Origin of the sequence: Bacteroides sp. RTP21281st1_H5_RTP21281_210402 (genome assembly GCF_040918965.1) — a bacterium.
Taxonomy (GTDB): Bacteria; Bacteroidota; Bacteroidia; order Bacteroidales; family Bacteroidaceae; genus Bacteroides; species Bacteroides congonensis.
Map to the genome: position 1 here is coordinate 1 of NZ_JBCOWR010000035.1, position 24,416 is coordinate 24,416.

The 24,416-nt window shown below is 41.8% G+C and carries 17 protein-coding genes and 1 tRNA gene; 16 read left to right on the forward strand and 2 right to left on the reverse strand.

Features of this window, described 5'->3' with window-relative positions:
• Positions 1-253: 253 nt before the first annotated feature.
• The 10 genes from AB5443_RS24595 to AB5443_RS24640 all read left to right on the forward strand — a co-directional run bounded on the left by AB5443_RS24595 (position 254) and on the right by AB5443_RS24640 (position 15,784).
• A complete protein-coding gene (locus AB5443_RS24595; RefSeq protein WP_368114564.1) occupies positions 254-691 on the forward strand; it encodes an RNA polymerase sigma-70 factor in 438 nt (145 codons plus the stop codon).
• Positions 692-781: 90 nt separating this feature from the next.
• The gene (locus AB5443_RS24600) at positions 782-1,717 is read left to right on the forward strand and encodes a FecR family protein (RefSeq protein WP_368114565.1); all 936 of its coding nucleotides are present in this window, start codon (positions 782-784) and stop codon (positions 1,715-1,717) included.
• Positions 1,718-1,865: 148 nt separating this feature from the next.
• Positions 1,866-5,267 (forward strand): TonB-dependent receptor, encoded by a 3,402-nt coding sequence (locus AB5443_RS24605; RefSeq protein WP_368114566.1) that lies wholly within the window; start codon positions 1,866-1,868, stop codon positions 5,265-5,267.
• Positions 5,268-5,287: 20 nt separating this feature from the next.
• Entirely contained in the window at positions 5,288-7,141 is a 1,854-nt protein-coding gene (locus AB5443_RS24610; RefSeq protein WP_368114567.1) for a RagB/SusD family nutrient uptake outer membrane protein, read from the forward strand.
• 44 nt (positions 7,142-7,185) lie between these two features.
• Complete coding sequence (locus AB5443_RS24615) at positions 7,186-7,656, forward strand: hypothetical protein (protein WP_044655744.1); 471 nt, start codon at positions 7,186-7,188, stop codon at positions 7,654-7,656.
• A gap of 125 nt (positions 7,657-7,781) precedes the next feature.
• Positions 7,782-8,909, forward strand: a complete 1,128-nt coding sequence (locus tag AB5443_RS24620; RefSeq protein WP_277135492.1) for an acyltransferase family protein — start codon at positions 7,782-7,784, stop codon at positions 8,907-8,909.
• 122 nt (positions 8,910-9,031) lie between these two features.
• The gene (locus AB5443_RS24625) at positions 9,032-12,073 is read left to right on the forward strand and encodes a glycoside hydrolase domain-containing protein (RefSeq protein ID WP_277135491.1); all 3,042 of its coding nucleotides are present in this window, start codon (positions 9,032-9,034) and stop codon (positions 12,071-12,073) included.
• Between the two features lie 111 nt (positions 12,074-12,184).
• Positions 12,185-14,677, forward strand: coding sequence for a glycoside hydrolase family 95 protein (locus AB5443_RS24630; RefSeq protein ID WP_277135498.1), 2,493 nt, complete (start codon positions 12,185-12,187; stop codon positions 14,675-14,677).
• Between the two features lie 28 nt (positions 14,678-14,705).
• Entirely contained in the window at positions 14,706-15,263 is a 558-nt protein-coding gene (locus AB5443_RS24635; RefSeq protein ID WP_277135490.1) for a chromate transporter, read from the forward strand.
• Complete coding sequence (locus tag AB5443_RS24640; protein WP_022139710.1) at positions 15,260-15,784, forward strand: chromate transporter; 525 nt, start codon at positions 15,260-15,262, stop codon at positions 15,782-15,784. The genes AB5443_RS24635 and AB5443_RS24640 overlap by 4 nt, the downstream gene beginning before the upstream one ends.
• A 105-nt stretch (positions 15,785-15,889) precedes the next feature.
• On the opposite strand, the gene typA is transcribed toward AB5443_RS24640, so the two are convergent.
• Positions 15,890-17,689 carry a translational GTPase TypA gene (gene typA, locus AB5443_RS24645; RefSeq protein ID WP_022139709.1) on the reverse strand — a complete coding sequence of 600 codons (1,800 nt, stop codon included), beginning with the start codon at positions 17,687-17,689 and terminating at the stop codon, positions 15,890-15,892.
• Positions 17,690-17,845: 156 nt separating this feature from the next.
• Between typA and rpsO the strand changes: the two genes are divergently transcribed.
• From rpsO to AB5443_RS24660, 3 genes are all read left to right on the forward strand, one after another.
• On the forward strand, positions 17,846-18,115 hold the full coding sequence (rpsO, locus tag AB5443_RS24650) for a 30S ribosomal protein S15 (RefSeq protein ID WP_073347320.1): 270 nt from the start codon (positions 17,846-17,848) through the stop codon (positions 18,113-18,115).
• Between the two features lie 182 nt (positions 18,116-18,297).
• A complete protein-coding gene (locus AB5443_RS24655) occupies positions 18,298-18,873 on the forward strand; it encodes a helix-turn-helix domain-containing protein (RefSeq protein WP_044653488.1) in 576 nt (191 codons plus the stop codon).
• A gap of 48 nt (positions 18,874-18,921) precedes the next feature.
• Positions 18,922-20,571, forward strand: a complete 1,650-nt coding sequence (locus AB5443_RS24660; protein WP_195661670.1) for an AMP-binding protein — start codon at positions 18,922-18,924, stop codon at positions 20,569-20,571.
• A 162-nt stretch (positions 20,572-20,733) separates the two neighbouring features.
• On the opposite strand, the gene AB5443_RS24665 is transcribed toward AB5443_RS24660, so the two are convergent.
• Positions 20,734-21,816: a mannose-1-phosphate guanylyltransferase gene (locus tag AB5443_RS24665; protein ID WP_044656077.1), complete on the reverse strand. Its 1,083-nt coding sequence runs from the start codon at positions 21,814-21,816 to the stop codon at positions 20,734-20,736.
• Between the two features lie 164 nt (positions 21,817-21,980).
• Between AB5443_RS24665 and AB5443_RS24670 the strand changes: the two genes are divergently transcribed.
• The 3 genes from AB5443_RS24670 to AB5443_RS24680 all read left to right on the forward strand — a co-directional run bounded on the left by AB5443_RS24670 (position 21,981) and on the right by AB5443_RS24680 (position 24,342).
• A tRNA-Leu gene (locus tag AB5443_RS24670) sits at positions 21,981-22,064 on the forward strand.
• Positions 22,065-22,259: 195 nt separating this feature from the next.
• On the forward strand, positions 22,260-23,012 hold the full coding sequence (gene tssD / locus AB5443_RS24675; protein WP_217291594.1) for a type VI secretion system tube protein TssD: 753 nt from the start codon (positions 22,260-22,262) through the stop codon (positions 23,010-23,012).
• On the forward strand, positions 22,999-24,342 hold the full coding sequence (locus AB5443_RS24680) for a hypothetical protein (RefSeq protein ID WP_217291595.1): 1,344 nt from the start codon (positions 22,999-23,001) through the stop codon (positions 24,340-24,342). The genes tssD and AB5443_RS24680 overlap by 14 nt, the downstream gene beginning before the upstream one ends.
• The last annotated feature ends 74 nt before the right edge of the window (positions 24,343-24,416 follow it).

Below are 24,416 nucleotides of genomic sequence, written 5' to 3' on the forward strand. Positions count from 1 at the left end.
AGGGCAAACATAAAATTACTGTTTGCTAAAATTAATGGATTTAGCACATAAAAAAGCACGGAATTTGACGAAGAACCGAACAAAGTTGAAACCTGATAGCTTTCTAAAATTAAAGTAAATGAATCTAAGTAATAACAATGTCGATCTTCTCTCGTTTAATAAGCTATTTGCGGAGTACCACCAACGATTTGTTCGTTTTGCTTATACTTATGTTGACGATTACATGGAAGCAGAAGACATTGTGATGTAAGCTATGATGTATTATTGGGAGAACAGGACGCGTCTAGGATTAGGGGTGAATCCTTCTGCTTATATTTTTACTGCCATTAAAAACAAGTGCTTGAATTATCTTCGGGATCGCCAATATTATTACGCGGCATCAGAGCAATTACAGGAACATGCAATGTGGAAACAATCCATGCGAATTTCTACTTTGGAAGCGTGTAATCCGGAAGAATTGTTGTCGAAAGAAATGAAGCAACTGGTGGAGCGTGCACTTGCTAAGTTACCGGAAACTACGCGGAAAATTTTTATTATGCGGCGTTTTGAAGAAAAAAGCTATCGTGAGATTTCTTCTGAGATGGGCATTTCCGTCAAAGGTGTTGAATACCACATGAGTAAGGCTACAGAATCCTTGCGAAAGACCTTGAAAGATTTCTTACCTCTTTTGATTTATCTTATCTATCATTAATGTTTTAATATCTATTAACTAGGGATTTCTTTCCATTGTGTGCTTAAGTATAAAAGGACATAGTTTTTATGCTGTTTTATATAAGCTACAATGAATTTGAATAGAGAACTTTTATATCGTTTCTTTAATAAGGAGACAACACTTGAGGAGGAAAAGAAGATTCGTCTTTGGATAGAGGAATCCGATGAAAACCGTCAGGAGTTCTTCCGTGAGCGGAAACTTTTTGATGCCATTCTTCTTCATGGTGATCTGGCATATAAAAAAGTCCGTCCCCGATTCTATATTCCATGGCGTAGAATTGCTGCTGCTCTTTCGGGTGTTGCTGCAATCGTACTTCTGACAATATATGTAACTACCTATTTCTTACAGCAGTCTTTCAGGGATGAAACGATGAACACCGTCATTGTTCCTCAAGGGCAGCGTGTCAGTCTTACATTGGCTGATGGAACAAAAGTCTGGTTGAACGCCAAAACTAAAATGGAATATCCGCAAAGTTTCAAAGCTTTCGATGAAAGAATTGTGAAAGTGGATGGAGAAGCTTATTTTGAAGTGAGTAAGAATAAAAACAGACCATTTATAGTGAAGACTTCTAAAGGAGATTTAGAAGTGTTGGGTACTAAGTTTTATGTAAGTGCTTATGCAACTACGGATATTTTTGAAACTTCTCTGATAGAAGGCAGAGTGAAAGTGCATACAGCTTATGAAGATATGACACTTTATCCAAGAGATAAAGCGGTGCTGCAAAATGGCATCCTTACTCGCAAACACATTGATGATATGGATATTTACCGTTGGCGTGACGGGCTTTATTGCTTCAAGAACCTGTCGTTTGAAGACGTCTTGAAACAATTTGAGATCTATTATGACGTTCGCTTTGTGAAAGAAAATCCACAAATGGCCAATCCGAAGCTGAATGGAAAGTTCAGGTTGATTGACGGAGTGGATTATGCATTGCGGGTACTTCAAAGGGAGGTTGGCTTTTCGTTCCGGCGGGATGAAGAGACTAGTGTAATCTATCTGAAATAATTTGTTCAATTTAAAATAAATGCCTATGTAAATAAATGGAAGCAGCCTGATAACGGAATCGGCAAGTACTACCAATACCTGCCGATCGTGAGATAAATCTTCTCACCCGAGAGTGAAAAAACTTTTAATAAAATCTAATCGTAAAAATATGAAAAATAAATCAATCGGGGACGATTATAAACTAAAAAATCCCCATGTTAACCTATTTTATAGAGCTATGCGGATAACTACATTCTTATTGTTCTTCTGTTCGTTCTGTGCTTTAGCCAATGACGTAAATTCCCAGACGGCGAAAGTTACCATTAAAAGAAGTAATGTGACACTTCTGGATGTATTGAATGAGATAGAACATCAAACTAATTATCTATTTATTTATTCCAACGATGTCAATGTGAAACGTCCGGTTTCGATTAATGTCAATGCAAAGGCGGTCAATAGCGTTTTAGCTAAGTTATTTGCAGGAAAAGATGTCTCCTATCAAGTGGAGGGAACTCATATTGTTTTGACAAAAACGGAAAAATCCTCAAATGAGGCAAGTGTGCAGCAGCAAGGTAAAAGAAGGGAAAATATTACCGGCGTGGTGCTTGACGAATCGGGAGAACCGATTATCGGTGCTTCCGTAAAAGTGCAGAATGCAACTATCGGCACTATTACTGATTTGGAAGGGAAATTTAAATTGGAAGTGCCTTCAAGATCTATTATTGAAATTTCCTTTATCGGATATAGGACAAAAACAGTTGTTGTCGGTAAGGAAAAGCATCTTAGTATTTATATGGAAGAAGATACCAAGGCATTGGATGAAGTGATTGTTGTGGGATACGGTACGACTTCCAAGCGCAAGACCACTGCCGCTATTGCCAGCGTGAATGCCGAGGACATGGCCAAAGTCCCCACTGCTAACATTACACAGAGCCTTGCCGGACGTGCGCCGGGATTGATAGTAAATACATCCGGGGGTGGTATTAATAATTATTCTTCCATTTCTATTCGTGGTGGCGCTACCCCGTTGTTTGTTATCGACGACGTTATTTGTGAGGAGCGTGATTTCCAGAATTTGAATCCTGAAGATGTGGAACAGATGTCTGTACTGAAAGATGCCGCTTCTACCGCTGTATATGGTGCACGTGCAGCAAATGGTATTATCATGGTGGTGACCAAGCAGGGGAAGGCAGGAAAAATGAGTATCAATTATAGTTTCAACTATAATTTGAGCCAACCTACGATTATGCCTGATAAGTTGAATTCATATGATGCTGCTTACTATCTGAATCAGGGGTTGGCAAATGACGGCATGAAAGAGCGTTTTAATGCGGACGAAATGGAACTTTTTGCAAACGGCTCCGATCCTCATCATTACCCCGATGTGGATTGGCAAAAACTGGCGATGAATACATTTGCCCCTGAACAACGTCACACGCTGACTGTGACCGGTGGTAGTGAGAAGGTAAAGGCATATACATCATTCTCATACTATGACCAGCAATCTATCTATAAGAATAATACGAATAATCTTCAACGTTATAATTACCGCACCAACCTTATCGCGGATTTTAAGGAAGTAGGTGTAAAGGTGACTTCCGGTATTGAGGGCTATCTGACAAAAAGCCGCTCTCCATTGAGTACTACGGGAGGTAGTTATGGTAGTGTATGGAGCCATATTCAGAATAAGTTACCTTGGGAGAATGCGTATAACCAATATGGGCAATTAAATAATATACCGGATAATCCACTGGCGGAAATCTCGCCGGACGCAGGATATAGCAAAGGGGAGATTGCCACGATTAAAGCCAATATTGGATTGGAATGGGCGGTACCTTGGGTGGCAGGATTAAGACTGAAAGCATTAGGCAATTACCGTTTGACTGCCGACAGGCAGAAGGACTGGAAGAAGTCGCCGCTTTTATATGACTGGGACGGAAATCCGAATACTCCAAGCAAACCGTCTCTGGAGAAGAGCTATTGGAATATGTCAGCATATACCGTACAGGCTTTTGCTAATTATGATCGTACTTTTAATGCGGTACATACCGTTAGCGCTACGGCCGGTATTGAAGCCAATAAATTTATGTATGATAATGCATATTTGGGACGAAAAGAATACTTGTTGGATGTAGACCAGATTAATCCGGGACCTGTTGCTACGGCAACAAACTCTTCTGCTGAGGGTACACGTGCCCGCGCCGGCCTGGTAGCTCATTTGAAGTATGATTACGCAAGCAAGTATGTGGTCGAAGGCAGTATGCGTTATGACGGCAGTGATAATTTCCCTAAAGGAAAACGTTGGGGAGTCTTTTATGCAGGTTCGGCAGCATGGGTGTTATCTGAAGAACCATTTTGGAAAAACTTGAAAGATCGCCACATCTTGGATCTGTTTAAGATTAGGGCTTCTTATGGCGAAATTGGTTTGGATGATATTTCTGCTTATTCTTACTTGCAGTCTTATAATTTGGATGAACGTGGATATTTGTTGGGAGGTAAATTTTATCCGGGGTTTTCCGAGGGAGCTTTAGTTAGCAAGGATATTTCTTGGTATACGACTCGCAGTACGAACATAGGTTTGGATTTTGCTTCTTTGGATAACCGGTTGTCTGGTTCTGTCGAGTATTTCCGTATGTCTACAAAGGGATACCTGACTTCTCCTTCTAATGTGGCATATACTGATCCGTTAGGAACTTCGTTGCCACAAGTGAAGTCCGACGGTGAAAGTATTCGCCAGGGAGGTGAATTTTTAGTGCAGTGGAAAGAAAAGAGAGGTGACTTTGAATATGCTGTCAGTGCCAACTTTACCTATTTCGATTCATTTTGGATGAATAACCCGTATGAAGCGGAGACTGACTTGAAGAATCCCTATAAACGTACCACTCATGCAAAGGGGTATTGGGGTATCGGCTATGAGTCTTTGGGATATTATCAGAATCAGGAAGATGTGATGAACTCTCCTAAACGGCAGAACTCGGTTAACTTGGGGGCCGGTGATATCAAGTATTACGACTTCAATGGGGACGGTATAATTGATGGTAACGACCAGCATCGTATCGGTAAAAACTCTTCTCCCCGCGGACAGTATGGGATAAGTGTAGACCTTAATTATAAAGGTTGGTTTATGAATATGTTGTGGCAGGGAGCTACGGCGAAGGATTTCTATTTTGGAGACAAACTTCAGGGACAAGGGTCTGATTACGGTTATTTGTCTGTAATCTATGATTTTCAGAAAGACGTCTGGACACCGGATAATCGTGATGCGAATTTCCCGCGTCTGAGGAGTACCACGAAATACAATGGAAGTAATAATTATGGTTCATCTGATTTTTGGTTGGTTAATACAGGCTATATCCGCTTGAAAAGTTTGAATATAGGTTATGACTTAAAACATAAAGTATTGAAGAGAGTTCCTTGGATAACAAAATGTGATGTTTCCCTGAGTGGATATAACTTGTTGACTTTTAGTGGATCGACCAAATATGACATAGATCCTGAAATAGGTGATACAAATTTATATACTTATCCTGTCAGCAGGGTATATTCGATTAGTTTTAACATTGGATTCTAATAACTTTAAAAACACAGAATATGAAATTAATAAAATATATAGTTCCTGTACTTTTAGGAGGAATGTTAACACTGCAAAGTTGTGAACATTTTTTGGATACGAAGCCAACGGAAACTTATTCGGAAGAATTGGTTTGGGCTACTCGGTCTACTGCCGATGCGTTTGTGCTGCGTACATACCCTGATATTTTAGGATTGTATCATGACTTTTGGGGAGACGATCAGATAACTTTGAATACAATTCTGCGGCAGAGTTGTCCGGGAGAGGCACGTGATTTGATAAATCGGGAGCATGACTTTGGGTTTAACAAATTTAGTATTATACGTCGGTGTAACTTGATTATTGAGCAGGCATCCAATTCTACATCTTTATCAGATTTGGATAAAAAGGAACTGATTGCTGAAGGAAAAATGCTTCGGGCTATGATTTACTATTATCAGGCGAAACACTGTGGACGAGTGATTTGGATAGATAGAGTACTACAGGTGGACGATGAGTTTAATCTTCCTCTTACTGAGTCTGTTGACCAAACCTATGATCTGATATTGAATGATCTGAATGATGCAATGGCTGGATTACCGGAGACATATCCTGCCGGACGTGCCAATGCTAATGCAGCCCGGGCTTTGAAATCGGAAGTATGTCTGACGGCTGCTGCTTACAGTACAGATGCTGCGCGAAAGAAAACATTATGGGAACAGGCTGTAGCCGCAGTAGATGCTATTCAGGGTTATTCCTTAGATGCTAATTATGGTGGAATGTTTAATCAGGAAAGTCCTTATTCTTCGCCGGAGATTATTTTAGCCCGATCTTTCAGTAAAGAAAATACGAATGGTGGTGATACCTATATGCAGATGGTAATTCCTAATCAGGGAAATGACAATCTGAAGAAGTTGGGGCGTGGTCCTTTGTTCAAAAGAGACTGGGTGTTCGAATGTTGGCTGGAACATTCTCCTTCGCAGAACCTTGTGGATGATTATCTGGTCATTGACCAATTGACGAATGAAGCTAAAAAATGGAATACAACTTCCCAGTTTGTGAATAATACCAACGTTATTTCTAATGACGCAGTAAGAGATCTGGCAGTAAATGCAGATGAATTGGACGAACATTCTTTGGCTTATGAGACGAAAGACAAAGATTTGGAAACGCATATTAATGATTTTATGTATACACATCGTGATAAACGTTTCTATGCAACAATCGTACAGGATTCCTGCGAATATTATGGAGAACTAGTAACGATGCATAAGACTGGAAATCTGCAACGTTGCAGCTTGGGCGAGGCTCCGGGAACAGCCGAAATGGGTTCTACCAACTATTTATGGCGAAAGGGGGGTTATATTAATGACTGGCGTATCTTTTATGATGTACCTACTGATTATCATTATGTTATTTTTCGGTATGGACGTGCTTTGTTGAATAAGGCTGAAGCTCTTCTTTGTCTGGCAAAGAATGAACCTTCAAAATTATCAGAGGCTGTGGCTACTTTCAATCAGACACGTACTGTGCATGGTAGTCTGCCAGAATCCGAAGCCGCAACGTTGGCGGAGGCATGGAAAGACTATAAGATTGAACGTCATGTGGAATTGCCGATGGAAGGTGATTATTATTGGTCTTTGTTGCGCTGGGGTAAATATGGTGAAGAAGCTAATGACGGACAACCCTCAGGAAGTGAGGTTATCAAAGAATTGCGTACTCCGGCTACATTTATTGAAATCAGCAGTGACCGTCATCGTATGTTTATCGGTACACAAGGATATGGAAATGCCGACCGTACTTTCTCCAAGAAACGATACCTATATCCGATTCCGCAAAGTTTGATTAATGCAAACTCTGCTATTACAGAGCAAGACCAGAATCCTCTGTGGTAGAATGATAACCAATATTCGAATTACTAATCAATGAAATAAAAACAATGAATAGAATTAAATTATCAGACATAAAATGGTTGCTTGTACTGTTGTGCCTGCCATTTGTTTCCTCATGTAAAGATGAACTTGAGGCTTATGAAGAAGCGGAAATAACCTCGGTAGGTGCATATCACCGTTATTATACTACGGAAAAGGATGCTTTGACGGGTGAGTTTAAGGTAGCGGAAAAAGAATTGGAGAAGTCTAATGACATCAACGGGGACGAAGCTATTGCCACCGCAACTTTTACTATCCCTTCTGCTAGTGGAAGTTTTACTGATGCCGAACGTGCAAAAGTATCACTGAGCAATCTGGTTGTGTATTTTAATGTATCTACTGCGGCGCGCGTGACGCCACTGGACGGTTCTCCGAAATTAGGGGCTCCGGGCGATTGGACCTCAGAACGTAGATATAGTGTCATGGCTGCAAATGGAACTAAAAAGACATGGACTGTCAAAGTTGTATTGAATAAATAGGTATTATTTTCTATACTTGTAACAAATAAGCTGAAATCAAACTATTGAGGTCTTGGGAGTCGTTGGAGTGGTGTTCAAGCACGTTATGCCAACGGCTCCTTTTTAATTTGAAAATTAGATTGTTTATGAATACACCTTTGTCTCCAGTCTCCGGACGTTTGGCATCGCTCGATATCCTGCGAGGTTTCGACCTTTTTCTTTTAGTTTTCTTCCAACCTGTATTTGTGGCTTTGGGGCAACGTTTGAATCTTCCGTGGCTTAATGATATTTTATATCAGTTTGATCATGAATCTTGGATTGGTTTCCGGTTTTGGGATCTTGTGATGCCGCTTTTTCTCTTTATGACAGGAGCCTCTATGCCTTTTTCCTTTGCCAAGTTCAGGGAGGAACCGAATAAAGGGCCTGTTTACCGGAAAATTTTCAGGCGGTTTATTATACTATTTATCTTTGGCATGATTGTGCAAGGAAATTTGCTAGGGTTAAATCCTAAATACCTTTATTTATATTCGAATACGTTGCAGGCGATAGCGACAGGATATCTCATTGCGGCATTTATTTTGCTTCACTGTTCTTTCAAGTATCAGATCCTGATTACTCTGCTGCTGCTTGTTGTTTATTGGATTCCAATGACTTTTTTGGGGGATTATACTCCGGCAGGCAACTTTGCGGAAAAAGTCGACCAGGCAGTATTGGGGCGTTTCCGGGATGGTGTATATTGGAGAGAAGATGGAAATTGGTATTTTTCTCCTGGTTATACTTATACTTGGATATGGAGCAGCCTGACTTTCGGTGTAACGGTATTGCTGGGTACTTTTGCAGGAAAAATAATGAAAGAGGGAAAAGAAAACAGAAAGCGGGTAGTGCAGCATTTATTATTGTTGGGCATGGCATTTATAGGGATATCTCTGCTGTGGAGTCTGCAGATGCCTGTTATTAAGCGGCTGTGGACGTGTAGCATGACTCTGTTCTCAGGTGGACTTTGCTTCTTATTAATGGGATTATTTTATTATTGGATTGACTATAAAGGGCATACCAATGGATTGAACTGGCTGAAAATTTATGGTATGAACTCTATCACTGCCTATATTTTAGGTGAAGTCGTTAATTTCCGTTCTGTAGCTGCTTCTGTCAGTTATGGCCTGGAACAATATCTTGGAAGCTATTATACAGTATGGTTGAGCTTTGTAAATTATCTTATCGTCTTTTTGATACTGAGAATAATGTATAAGCACCGTGTTTTTTTGAAAATCTAAAAAATGGTACAATGAATAGGATAATAGTGCGGTTCGTCTTTCTTTACTATTCTCCTGAGCGCCCGGTTTTTCCGGATATCCTGCATGACCTTAAAAATATAAACTATATTATACCAATTATTATGAGGAAACAACGATTGATTTGGGCTCTTATTCTGTTAATGTCAGGATTCGGTTCAATTGCACAAAACAAGTCACAAACTCTCTGCCGATATGAAGTGCCACAGACTTCATGGAATGAATCTTTTGGTAATCATCGGGCAGTGCTCCGGGTAGATGAGCTTTCACAAGTAGTCGCTCTTGACTTTACATGGCGCCGTCCGGACAAAAATGTAGATCAGAGCCGTTTGTTGATTGTAAATGCCGTTACGGGAGATACTGTGCAGAACATCAGGCGAATGGAAGTCAATAATGAAAAATGCCGGCTTCTTTTTGGACCGGTGAAGGATAAAGGCATGTATTATTTCTATTATTTGCCTTATCGGGTGCAGCATGGTTATGGATTCTGTGGCGGAGGGTACTTGCCTCGTGAACAAGCTCCGGAAGCAACTTGGCTGACACAAGCGGAGAAATCAAAGAAGCATCCGTTGGCGCAAGTTCTCCGGGTAGAGTCGCGGACCGCATTTGACAGTTTCTATACGATGGAAGTAACTGCCACTGAAGCAGAAAAGAAAGCATATACAGATACGAATCCGAAGCCTTTCTGCCTTTTTCCGGAGGATCGGAAGAATCCTGTCCGTATGCAAAACAACATTCCGTTCAAATGGTTGACTGAACGTCAGGGCGATGCTTTCGTTGGCGAAGCGGCTCCTAATGAATATTATGTTTTTCAAACAGGAGTGTGGGCTTCCGGGAAAACCATACATAAAATAGCCTATAAGGTATCAGACTTGAAATGTGGCGGAGAGATGATTCCTGCCACAGCTATCACTTGTTTTAATGTGGAGGGTACCGACCCTTACGGCAATCATTTTCAGAAAGAAATTGATATTGAAAAAGGTCATGTACAGGCATTATGGTTTGGCATAGATGTTCCTTCTTCGCAAAAGAAGGGTGTTTATGAAGGGGTGTTGCAGATTATGGATGCTGATGGAAATGAAGGAACGATTCCTCTTCGTATCCGTATCGCAGGTGAACCGCTTGCTGATCGTGGTGACAGTGAGTTGTGGAGACATAGCCGCCTTCGGTGGCTGAATTCTACTTTAGGTATTGCTGATACTCCTACAAATCCTTATATGCCTCTCACTGTGACGGAAAATCGTATCGGTTGTCTGGGACGTACGGTGACGGTGAGTGAAGAGACAGGACTGCCTGCGCAAATCTTATCATGGGGTACGGATGTTCTTGCCAGTCCGATACGTTTCGTTATCCGGACGGTGGATGGAGTGAAGGAACTGAAAGCCGCTCCTGTGCTAAAGGAACAGACAGCAGGGCATGTGACCGGCAGTTGGGCGGCAGAAGATGAGGAACTTCGAATTTCGTGCAAGGAGGTCATTGAATTTGATGGCTGGATGAATTATGTATATACCATTGTACCGAAAAGGGAAATAGAGGTGGCAGACATCCGTCTGGAAATCCCGGTAAAAGATGAAGTGGGTGCTTACTTTCTCGGCATGGGACTTCCGGGGCAAGAGACTCCTCAACAATATGAAGGAAAGTGGGATGCGCCTGAAAAGACAGTGAATCATTTTGGAGTGTCCATCCCTACCTCAAAAGAACAGCAATGGTTATGGCCGTTCGATAGTTTCTGGATTGGAAATGAGCATGCGGGACTTCATTGCGAGTTTAGGGGAAGTACGTATAGCGGACCGTTATTGAACCTTTATCGTCCGGCTTATCCGGATAGTTGGTATAACGGTGGAAAAGGAGGTTTCTCTGTACATCGGAAAACCAGTGAGACGGTAGCTGTGGCTTATAGCGGTCAGCGTACATTGGAAGCTGGCAAAGATGTAACGTTCGACTTTGCCATGCTCGTTACTCCGGTGAAACCGCTGGATATGAAAGGGCAGTTTACCAACCGTTATTATCACAACGGTCCCAAGCCTACTCCTACACAGGCAGACCTTGAAGCAGGGGTGCGCATCATTAATGTGCATCAGGGTAATCCTTACAACCCGTTCATTAACTATCCATTCTTGACAGTGGATAAGATGAAGGAGTTTATCGGCGAATGGCATAAGAAGGGATGCAAAGTAAAGATGTACTATACACTTCGGGAATTGAGTAATGCCGTGTCGGAAATATGGGCTATCCGTAGTCTGGGACATGAGATTCTACGAGGGGGTGACGGAAATGGCTATGCCTGGCTGCGTGAACATCTGGTGACGGACTATACGCCCCAATGGTATGAACATTTTGAGTATGACAACAAACAAGGCATTGCTGCCGATGCCGCTGTCCTGACAGCCGAGGGGGATTCCCGATGGTATAATTATTATATTGAAGGGCTGGCTTGGATGGTCCGCAATCTGGATATCGATGGTATCTATCTGGATGACGTGTCTTTTGACCGGCGTATATTGAAGCGGATGCGCCGTGCAATGGAGAGTGTGAAACCTGGTTGTTTGATCGATTTGCATTCGAATACCGGATTTTCCCGGGGACCTGCCAACCAATATGCGGAGTTTTTCCCGTATGTGGATAAGCTGTGGTTTGGTGAAAGTTTCTTATACAATAAGATGACTCCTGCCAATTGGCTGGTCGAATCTTCCGGTATCCCATTCGGATTAACGGGAGATATGCTTTACCGTGGAGGAAACCGTTGGTTGGGAATGCAATATGGAATGACTGTACGTTATCCTTGGTTTACGGAAGGGATAAACTGTGATCCTCGTCCGGTTTGGGAAATCTGGGACGAGTTCGGTATTGCCGATGCTGTTATGCTTGGACTCTGGGAGCAGTATCCGGCTGTTACAACTTCGGACGAAGCGGTGAAAGTGACGGCCTACCGTAAACAGGGGCGTACTTTGTTGTCAATTGGAAATTATTCTGATGAGGTGAAAGCGGTTCGTTTGAAGGTGGATTGGGAGCAATTGGGGCTTGATTCACAGAAAGCGCGTCTGACTGCCCCTGAAATAAAAGATATGCAACCGGCGCATGAATGGGCGGCAAATGATGAAATCAGTATCGAACCCCGAAAAGGCTGGTTGATTTATTTGAAATAGAACGTTTTATTTTGAGAATTCTTTGTTTCTTTCTGCACAAAAGTAATGGTTTTTCACTACTTTTGTGCAGATTGTGATTTACAATATTAATCCTAAATTTATGTTACGATGATGAAACTACTTTATTCACTTTTTGTCGGTCTTTTATGTGCCATGCCCGGCGCTCATGCAGAAGATACGGACTATACAAAAGGACTTGCTGTCTGGTTTGATACTCCCAATACATTACAGGGACATGCTGTATGGTATGGTGGTAGACCGGATATGTGGAAAGGCGAAAATAAACCGGAAACAGCCGGTGATACAGCCCGTAACCCGGACGCTGCTTGGGAATCGCAATCATTACCGATTGGTAATGGTAGCTTGGGCGCCAATATAATGGGTTCGGTAGAGGCTGAACGTATTACTTTTAACGAAAAGACGCTTTGGCGTGGTGGCCCGAATACGGCAAAAGGCGCGGATTATTACTGGAATGTCAATAAACAGTCCGCTCCTGTTTTAGATGAGATACGTAAGGCGTTTACAGAAGGCGATCAAAAGAAAGCTGAAATGCTGACACGGCAGAATTTTAATAGCGAAGTGTCTTATGAAGCTGACGGAGAAAATCCTTTCCGTTTCGGTAGCTTTACTACGATGGGAGAATTTTATGTAGAAACCGGATTGAATATCATCGGAATGAGTGACTACAAACGTATCTTGTCTTTGGATTCTGCTATGGCAGTCGTGCAATTCAAGAAAGATAGGGTAGCTTATCAGCGTAATTATTTTATTTCTTACCCGGCTAATGTGATGGTGGTACGTTTCAGCGCAGACCAGCCGGGAAAACAAAACCTGATATTCAGTTATGCTCCGAACCCTGTATCTACAGGAAGTATGGCTGCTGACGGTAGCGGCGGTCTGGTGTATTCCGCCTCTTTGGATAATAACGGAATGAAGTATGTGGTACGTATTCAAGCTGAGGCTAAAGGCGGGACATTGACAAATGCGGATGGAAAACTGACAGTGAAGGGAGCGGATGAAGTTGTGTTCTACATTACGGCGGATACGGACTATAAACCTAACTTTGATCCGGATTTTAAAGATCCGAAAGCGTATATAGGTGTCAATCCGGAAGAGACGACAAGGCAATGGATGGAGAATGCCGTTTCGTCAGGATATACAGCTTTGTTTAATCAGCATTATGCTGATTATTCCGCTTTGTTTGACCGAGTGAAATTAAGGTTGAATCCTACGGCAAAGATGGTAAACTTACCTACTTCCCAACGTTTGAAGAATTATAGGAAAGGACAACCGGATTATTATCTGGAAGAGCTATATTATCAATTCGGGCGTTATCTGTTGATTTCAAGTTCCCGTCCGGGAAATATGCCTGCCAATCTGCAAGGTATATGGCATAATAATGTAGACGGCCCGTGGCGTGTAGATTACCATAATAATATCAATATTCAGATGAACTACTGGCCTGCCTGTTCTACTAACCTGAATGAGTGCGTGCTTCCCTTGGTGGATTTTATCCGTACATTAGTGAAGCCGGGTGAGAGGACTGCACTGTCTTATTTTGGTGCGAGCGGGTGGACGGCTTCTATCTCCGGCAATATATTCGGGTTTACCACTCCTTTGGAAAGCCAGGATATGTCCTGGAACTTCAATCCGATGGCGGGGCCCTGGCTGGCTACTCATATCTGGGAGTATTATGACTATACAAGAGACGTGAAATTTCTGAAAGAAACAGGATATGACTTGATAAAGAGCAGTGCGGATTTTGCCGTTGATTACTTGTGGCATAAGCCGGACGGTACGTATACGGCAGCACCTTCTACTTCGCCGGAACATGGCCCTATCGACCAGGGAGCAACTTTTGTGCATGCTGTGGTACGTGAAATTCTGCTGGATGCTATTGAAGCGAGCAAAGTGCTGGGTGTAGACAAGAAGGAACGCAAGCAATGGGAACATGTACTTGCCAATCTTGCCCCTTATAAAATAGGACGTTACGGCCAGTTGATGGAATGGTCGGTAGATATTGATGATCCGAAGGATGAACATCGTCATGTGAATCATTTGTTCGGGTTGCATCCGGGGCGTACAGTTTCTCCGGTTACCACTCCTGAACTGGCGAAAGCAGCCAAAGTAGTACTGGTACATCGTGGTGACGGGGCTACCGGCTGGAGTATGGGCTGGAAGTTGAACCAATGGGCACGTTTGCAGGATGGCAACCATGCTTATACCTTGTTCGGCAATTTACTGAAGAACGGGACGATGGATAATCTTTGGGATACCCATCCGCCTTTCCAGATTGACGGAAATTTTGGCGGGACAGCGGGAGTTACCGAGATGTTGCTCCAAAGTCATATGGGGTTTATACAGTTGTTGCCTGCTTTGCCCGATGCATGGAAGAATGGTTCTGTCAGCGGTGTCTGTGCAAAAGGAAATTTTGAGATAGATATGGTATGGGAGAATAATCAGTTGAAAGAAGCTACGGTGCATTCCGGTGCAGGAGGAAACTGTGTAATAAAATATGCGGATAAGTCTCTGACTTTCAAAACTGTAAAAGGACGGAATTATCAGATTAAATATGATGCGGAGAAAGGCCTGATTAAGAACTAAACTAAGAAGCGGGAAAAAGGAAGAAAGAATGGTATTGGAGTATTTAAAACTGTTTGCGACATTTGCAAAGATAGGAATGTTTACGATTGGTGGAGGTTATGCCATGATTCCGTTGATTGAGCGGGAGATCGTGGCGAAACAATGGATGAGTAAAGAGGAATTTATGGAGATGTTTGCTCTGACACAATCACTTCCGGGTGTGTTTGCGGTGAATATTTCTATTTTTGTGGGTTATAAACTATACAAGATTGGCGGAAGCCTGGTGTGTGCATTGGCTACTATTCTTCCTTCCTTTGTTATTATGATGTTGATAGCGATGTTTTTTGCCCGGTTTCAGGACAATGAAATAATGATTCGTATCTTTAACGGAATACGTCCTGCGGTGGTGGCATTGATCCTGTATCCCTGTATTTCGGCTGCGAGGGCTCTGAAACTGAAATATTTTCAGTTGATTGCTCCTGCCATAGCTACCGTTCTGATTTGGCAGTTTGGTTTGTCGCCTGTTTATATCGTATTGGCAGGGATTATAGGAGGATTAGTATATACATTGTGGTTGAAAGAAAAAATAGTAAGTAAACAGGTATGATCTATTGGCAGTTACTTTGGGTGTATCTTAAAATAGGTACGTTTGGTTTTGGTGGCGGATATGCGATGCTTTCCCTTATCCAGCACGAAATAGTAGACCTGCATCATTGGCTGACTCCCCAACAGTTTACGGATGTAGTGGCTATCTCGCAGATGACTCCGGGGCCGATTGGCATAAATAGTGCCACTTATGTCGGCTATGCGGTGACACAAAGTGTCTGGGGAGCTGTGATAGCTACTGTGGCGGTTTGTTTGCCCTCTTTTATTCTGGTGTTGCTCATTTCCTATTTCTTTGCCAAGTGTAAGGACAACAAATATATCAAAGCTGCCATGTCCGGTCTGCTTCCCATGTCGGTTGCGCTGATTGCTTCGGCGGCATTGCTTATGATGAACAGGGAGAATTTTATCGACTATAAGAGCATAGCTATTTTTGCGGTCGCTTTCTTAGTGACGTGGAAGTGGAAGCTTCATCCTATTCTGTTGATTTGTCTGGCAGGTGTAGTCGGGCTTATGTTTTATTAAGAAGTTCGGCACGGCATACAACTTGGTTGTATAGCTTTCCTTAAATAAGAAACGGGGAGCAGATAATTCTGTTCCCCGTTTCAAATATATAGAATCTAAGTTGGATTAATTTTTATTCGCACGTTTACGTTCAATTTCGTCCAAAATCACTTTGCGCATGCGCATCGCTTTCGGAGTGACTTCCACATATTCGTCTTCCTTGATATACTCCAGTGCTTCTTCGAGTGAGAACTGGATAGGCGGAATCAGACGAACTTTATCATCCGAACCGGAAGCACGCATATTGGTCAGTTTCTTTGATTTAGTAACGTTGATTACCAGGTCATTGTCGTGGGAGTGCTCACCTACTACCTGCCCTGCATAAACTTCGTCCTGCGGGAAAATAAAGAACTTACCACGATCTTGAAGTTTGTCGATAGCATATGCAAAAGCAGTTCCGCTTTCCATAGCAATCATGGAGCCGTTTGTGCGGCGTTCGATTTCTCCCTTGTGTGGCTGGTATTCTTTGAAACGGTGTGCCATGATAGCCTCACCGGCAGAAGCAGTCAGTACATTCGTACGCAATCCGATGATACCGCGTGAAGGCATGTTAAATTCAAGATTGATACGCTCGCCTGTATTTTCCATCTTTACCATTTCACCTTTGCGGCGGGTGACCATATCGATAATCTTGCTTGAATATTCTTCCGGCACGTTGATTGTCAATTCTTCAATCGGCTCGCATTTCACACCATCTATTTCTTTGAAGATAACCTGCGGCTGACCTACCTGCAATTCGTATCCTTCGCGACGCATCGTCTCGATCAATACGGAAAGATGAAGTACGCCACGGCCGGAAACAATCCATTTGCCGTCTTCTTCACTCTTTCTTACGCGGAGGGCGAGGTTCTTGTCGAGTTCCTTCATCAGGCGGTCGTGAATGTGGCGTGAAGTCACGAACTTACCGTCTTTGCCGAAGAAAGGAGAGTCGTTGATAGCAAACAACATACTCATGGTCGGCTCGTCGATAGAAATCGGTGCCAATGCTTCCGGGTTTTCAAAGTCGCAAACCGTATCTCCGATTTCGAATCCGTCGATACCTACCAATGCGCAAATATCACCGGAAGAAACCTCTGTTGTTTTGACGCGGCCCAAACCCTCGAAAACATGGAGTTCTTTGATTTTGCTCTTGAACATATCACCGTTACGTTTCACAAGCGTTATGTTCATGCCTTCTTTCAATGTGCCGCGATGTACGCGTCCTACGGCGATACGACCCGTATAAGAAGAATAGTCCAGAGAGGTAATCAACATCTGCGGAGTCCCTTCCAGCTGTTGCGGAGCGGGAATGTTCTCGACAATACAATCCAGCAGCGGAGTGATGGTGTCGGTCGGATGTTGCCAGTCTGTGCTCATCCAGTTGTTTTTGGCAGAACCGTAGATAACGGGGAAGTCCAGCTGGTCTTCCGTTGCGTTAAGGCTGAACATCAGGTCGAAAACCATTTCGTACACTTCTTCCGGACGGCAGTTGGGTTTATCTACCTTATTTACTACCACGATTGGTTTCAGGCCGATTTCCAGTGCTTTCTGCAGGACGAAACGGGTCTGTGGCATCGGGCCTTCGAAGGCGTCTACCAACAGGATACAGCCGTCGGCCATATTCAACACACGTTCTACTTCGCCACCGAAGTCACTGTGTCCCGGAGTATCAATAATATTAATTTTGGTGCCGTTGTAGTTGATGGAAACGTTTTTGGAAAGAATCGTTATGCCACGTTCGCGTTCCAAATCGTTGTTATCCAGGATAAGTTCACCACTATTTTGGTTGTTGCGGAACAGATTTCCCGCCAATAGCATCTTGTCAACCAGCGTTGTTTTCCCATGGTCGACATGGGCAATGATTGCAATGTTTCTAATATTTTGCATATAATACCTATTATTTGGCTGCAAAGGTACGAAATAAGGATTAGAAATATATGCAATGCCAGCAATTTTTTCTTGTAAATCATTGTGGGATATAAAGATAATCCCTATCTTTGCACGCTCAAAAGAATAATTTACTATATTAAAATTCTAAGAATTATGTATTTAGACGCTGCTAAAAAGCAAGAAATCTTCGGAAAGTACGGAAAGTCTAACACTGATACTGGCTCATCAGAGGCGCAGATAGCTTTGTTTTCCTACCGTATTTCTCACCTGACTGAGCATATGAAGCTCAACAGAAAAGATTATAGTACAGAGAGAGCTTTAACGATGTTGGTAGGTAAGCGTCGTCGCTTACTCGACTATTTGAAGGCAAAAGATATCACAAGATATCGCGCCATCATTAAAGAGCTCGGTTTGCGTAAGTAATCTACTTGCCGCGAAAAGTTTAAAAGCCGTTTCCCGTTATGGGGAACGGCTTTTTTGTTTCTTCTTTTTCTGTCGAATGGTCATATTTTCTTTGATTATAATTGTGCTCATCTAAAGATTTTGTTATTTTTGCAACCTAATTATTATAATTTATCACCTTTGATAACTAAAATACTTACAATATGGATACCAGTAAAATTGTCGGCGAAAAGATTAAAGCCCTTCGGGAAGATAAATCAATTACCATAGAAGAGTTGGCACAACGTTCCGGTCTGGCCATCGAACAGATCGAGCGTATCGAAAACAATATCGATATTCCTTCTCTTGCGCCGCTTATTAAGATTGCCCGCGTATTGGGAGTTCGTTTGGGCACTTTCCTTGACGATCAGGATGAAGTAGGCCCGGTGGTATGTCGTAAGAAAGAAGCCAAAGATGCGATCAGCTTCTCCAATAATGCGATTCATTCCCGCAAACATATGGAGTACCATTCCCTGTCCAAGTCGAAAGCGGATCGTCACATGGAACCGTTTATCATCGACGTGATGCCGACGGAAGATACCGACTTCGTACTTTCTTCACATGAAGGCGAAGAATTTATTATGGTCATGGAAGGTATCATGGAAATCAGTTATGGCAAGAATACCTATCTGCTTGAAGAAGGCGACAGCATCTATTATGACTCCATTGTTCCCCATCACGTACATGCTTATGAGGGACAAGCCGCCAAAATCCTTGCGGTAGTTTATACGCCGATTTAACGAATCGGCGGTTATTCATTAATCACTAACCAATTAATCACTAGCTACATGCAATTATTTGACCGTACTTTGGGACAGTGGCTCGAACACTGGGCTGAAGAGACTCCTGATAAAGAATATATCGTATATTCCGACCGCAATCTCCGTTTTACCTGGAGCCAGTTCAACCGCCGCGTGGATGACATGGCAAAAGGACTTATCGCCATTGGGGTGGAACGGGGTACGCACGTCGGCATTTGGGCAGCGAATGTACCCGACTGGCTGACATTACTATATGCCTGTGCAAAGATTGGTGCGGTATATGTTACTGTAAACACGAACTATAAGCAGTCCGAGCTTGAATATCTTTGTCAGAACTCGGATATGCATACCCTTTGCATCGTTAATGGTGAAAAGGACAGTGACTTTGTACAGATGACCTACACCATGCTCCCCGAACTGAAAACCTGCGAACGCGGGCATTTGAAGAGTGAGCGTTTCCCATACATGAAGAACGTGGTGTATGTCGGCCAGGAAAAACATCGTGGGATGTATAACACGACTGAAATTCTGCTGTTGGGAGATAATGTCGAAGATGATTGCTTGAGCGAACTCAAAAGTAAGGTGGACTGCCATGATGTAGTAAATATGCAATATACATCAGGGACTACCGGCTTCCCGAAAGGAGTGATGCTGACACATTATAATATTGCCAACAACGGTTTCCTGACCGGTGAACATATGAAATTCACGGCAGACGACAAACTTTGCTGTTGCGTGCCGTTATTCCATTGCTTCGGAGTTGTACTAGCTACTATGAACTGTCTGACTCATGGTTGCACGCAGGTAATGGTAGAACGCTTCGACCCGTTGGTCGTATTGGCTTCTATTCATAAGGAACGTTGTACGGCTCTTTACGGAGTGCCGACCATGTTTATTGCCGAGTTGCATCATCCGATGTTCGACCTTTTTGATATGTCTTGTCTTCGTACAGGTATTATGGCAGGCTCATTGTGCCCTGTCGAGCTGATGAAGCAGGTGGAAGAGAAAATGTATATGAAAGTGACCAGCGTCTACGGACTCACAGAAACCGCTCCCGGTATGACTGCCACCCGCATTGACGACCCGTTTGACGTACGTTGCAATACAGTAGGCCGTGATTTCGAATTTACAGAAGTGAAAGTGCTTGACCCGGAGACGGGTGAAGAATGTCCGGTAGGTGTACAAGGCGAAATGTGTAACCGTGGCTATAACACCATGAAAGGATATTATAAGAATCCCGAAGCCACAGCCGAGGTTCTCGATGCCAATAACTTCCTTCATTCCGGTGATTTGGGTATAAAGGACGAAGATGGAAATTACCGGATCACCGGACGTATCAAAGACATGATTATTCGTGGCGGCGAGAATATCTATCCGCGTGAAATCGAAGAATTCCTTTATAAACTTGACGGAGTGAAAGATGTTCAGGTGGCGGGTGTCCCTTCCAAGAAATACGGTGAGGCTGTCGGTGCATTTATCATCCTGCATGAAGGAGTGACGATGCAGGCGGAAGATGTGCGCGACTTCTGTAGAAATAAGATTTCCCGTTATAAAATCCCCAAATATGTATTCTTTGTAAATGAATTCCCGATGACAGGCAGTGGAAAGATTCAGAAATTCAGATTAAAAGATTTGGGACTGCAACTTTGCAAGGAGCAGGGAATAGAGATTATCTAAGAATGTCCGGTTGATTCAAGAGACACACAAAGTTTTATTCGATTATAAAAACAGAGAACGGTGAACAAACTGCATGATTACTAGCAGTGGGTTCACCGTTTACTATTGGTATATGATTATCTTATCCGGCTTGTTTTTTGTTCCGGCCTTTGAGTGAATCTACTAAATAAAATCATCGCCCAGTTGCATTTGGGCATCATTCACATATTTGCGGATGGCATGTTCTTCGTCTTTGCGGCAAATCAGCAGGACATTGTCCGATTCTGCTATCAGATATCCTTCCAATCCGTCAATTACGGCCAGTTTTCCTTTTGGAAGCACCACCATATTATCCTTACTGTTATAGATTTGTGAATGGCATTTCAGCGTAACGTTACCTTCCATGTCTCTTTCCGATAAATCATAAAGCGACCCCCAAGTTCCAAGGTCAGACCAACCGAAATCCCCCAGGGATACATATACATTATCCGCTTTCTCCATAATACCTATATCAATGGACACGTTAGGACATGCAGGAAAATTCTCCTCAATGAATGCCTTTTCCGCATCAGTGGCATAAATATCCTTTCCGGGTGCCAGCTTGGAAGCCAGTTCGGGCAATAACTCCTCGCTTGCCTTGATGATAGAATTTACATTCCACATAAACAGTCCGGAATTCCAATAAAATTCCCCGCTTTCCACAAAAACTTTGGCTAATTCCAGTTCCGGTTTTTCAGTGAATGTTTTTACTTTGTAGAAGTTATCTCCGGCAGGTTCGTCGATTTGTATATATCCGTATCCGGTTTCGGGGCGATTGGGTTTGATTCCTAATGTCAGCAGTTTCTCCGAGCGTGAAACAAAATCCAGTCCTTTTTCAATAGCGGCAAGAAATTCATCTTCTTTTAAAATCAGGTGATCCGAGGGAGCGACTACGATATTGGCGTTTGGATTCAGTGCTCTGATATGATAGGAAGCCCACGCTATGCATGGAGCGGTATTTCTTCTTGCGGGTTCCAGTAAAATCTGATCTTCGCTCACCTCCGGCAACTGCTCCTTCACTAAGTCCGCATACATTGCATTGGTAACGATAAGAATATTTTCTGTTGGAACAACCTTTTGGAAGCGGTCAAAAGTCTGCTGTAAGAGTGAGCGACCGGTTCCGAAGAAATCTAAAAATTGTTTGGGCAATGTTTTGCGGCTGAACGGCCAAAAGCGGCTGCCAATGCCGCCACCCATAATCACGCAATAATTATCCTTGTTTGTCATGACAGTGACTCTATTTTAAAGTTTCTGCTAATGTACGGTTTATTCTCTGAATAGAGAAGCGTTTAAGACATGTTTTATTATTTTTTTCTCCTTTTTTTTGCCAAACTATTGTAGATTCAAAATAATGTCGTATCTTTGCACCGCAATTGAGAAATCAAGTATGCGCCCAGATGGCGGAATCGGTAGACGCGCTGGTCTCAAACACCAGTGGATTCACTTCCATCCCGGTTCGACCCCGGGTCTGGGTACTTAGTAAAGGCTTAAATATTTGATTATCAAATATTTAAGCCTTTCTTCTTTTAGAATGTGTTCCCAAAATGTTCCCGAATATCCCTCACTAAATATGCTGTGCAGCACATTTATTTATTTTCTTTTAATTCAATTCAAATATATTTCATCCTATTTCGTATATTTGGGATATTACTAATCTAATATTGAATTATATGGCGGCAGAGGTTCTATTGGAAATAAACGGTCATAAGTATAATGCTTTGGGATTCTCTTATGATTTTTATCAAGTGCCGGATTTCAAGGGAAAGCCTGTTACCGGAATAAAGGGCGGTGATATTCATGTCGTCCTTGAGTCAAGTTACGACAATTCTATTCTGGAAACCATGTTATCGGATAAGACAAGGAAGGTTTCTTATGTTCCATGGGAAGAATATGAGCCTTGCCCTGTTTCTGGTAGAATCCAGTTTGTGCAGGATGATGTACATGTATTCCGTGAACTTGCATTTGAGGAAGCCTATATTACCCGTTATAAGGAAAAGATGAATGCTAACGGTTATCCTATGAGTATTTTGCTTACTATTTCTACTTTGCGTCTTGATATTAACAAGTTCGTTCGCATGGACAGACGACCTGAAACCACTTATGGTTTTGGGTGGGTGAGATTTAAAGAAAAGTACGTTTCTAAAATTATAATCAAATCAGTAGAGGCGCCTTCAACAAAGATTACAGATGCATATTGGATTGATGGAAACAATACAATTCAAAAAGATTCTTTTCCGGATTTTCCTTTTACTTTATATGTGAAAGTTGATACTCCTATTGTTGGAAAGCGAGTAGATTTGAATTTTAAATTTGAAGATTCAGGTACTTATAGATGTGCAAAACATTCAGGTATAATAAATGGAGATGGGATTATAGTCATTGAAAATTTTAAATTTGAAACAGAGCAACATGAAGAGAATTGAGATAACCTCCCCACAGATACGTGGTAAAGCCCATTTAGGTATAAGAGAGATTACAGGATGGTGGTCAAATAAAAAAAGTTATGACCCCCAATATAAAATTACTGAAGCAAGGCTTGAAGACACTGTATATTTTGTAATCAAGACAACTGGTGTCCCTAGTGGTACTCAAATAGATTTACAATTATATAACCTGGAAGAACTTTTTCTCTTAGACTATCTTTATCCCGATAAATACAGATTTGATGGAAATATAAAAACAGCTGGAACGCAGATACGAAATGACTATGCTATAATAGAGCTTCAACTTCCCAAAACATGGACTAAAGATGTAGAAGAAGATGGAGGGGTTCTTGAATTATATTGGAAGGTAACATCATCTAATATGAATGATACATGTTTGCCAAAATCAAAAAAAGATTTCTTAAATGTAAAGGTATCAGACCGGGATCTTTTTATTAAACCGTCATATATAAATTCAGGAATGCCTGAAGTATATACAAAAAATGGTGAACAGCTATTTTTCATAAAGTTTATAGAGGATGAAATAAAAGATAAGATTACCGAGGAAGTTGCTGAAACTATAGAATTTTATAAAAATAAAATAGCTCTTGCAAAACTTGCAAAAGGGTATATGGTAAATAACGAAGGTAAAGTATATGAAAGTCTAAGTGATGGAAGTCGTAGAGAAGTGTACGATTGTAGTTATTATACGACTGATGGAAAAATTGTCTATGTTAAACAAGGTAGAAACTGGACTACAAGAACTGGAGATGGAAAAATATTAACAACAAAAGGAATAAACGAATATGAATATTTTGCGAACAACGGTGCACGAGTCACGATTTTGAATTTGCTCTCTAAAGGTATAGGATATTGGGATATCTTTTCTTCTGTAACAAATATGAATGCAAGCGATAATTCGAAACCATTATCTGTTTCTTTACCAGGTGTAACAGGCAGCTGTGGAATGGCTATATCTCTATTAGTAGAGTTGGGTGGTCTTATAGCAGAAGACATGTATTATAATGGAGAAGAAGTAAATAATGATTATATGATGCATGAAATAGAAAAGGCTAAAAGTAAGGGTATATTTGATATAGAGAAAACTATTAAAGGCTTTCAGATAAATGAAAAAAGTAACTCTTATTGGGGAACTATATATGTATCCACTCAAGTAGCAAATGATATCGTTCATGGTAAATATAAATATTTTGAAGATTTAAGAATTACATCTTTAGAGCAAAGTAGTAATGATATTGCTATTTTATATTCTTCTTTTAGTACTAAAGAAGGAGATAAATATCAAATTGAAGCTTTTTTTATTAACTAAAGGGGACTTCTATAAATTAAATCCCTGATTATAAGTTGCATAAGCGGATAAAATGCTTATATTTGCAGAAACAG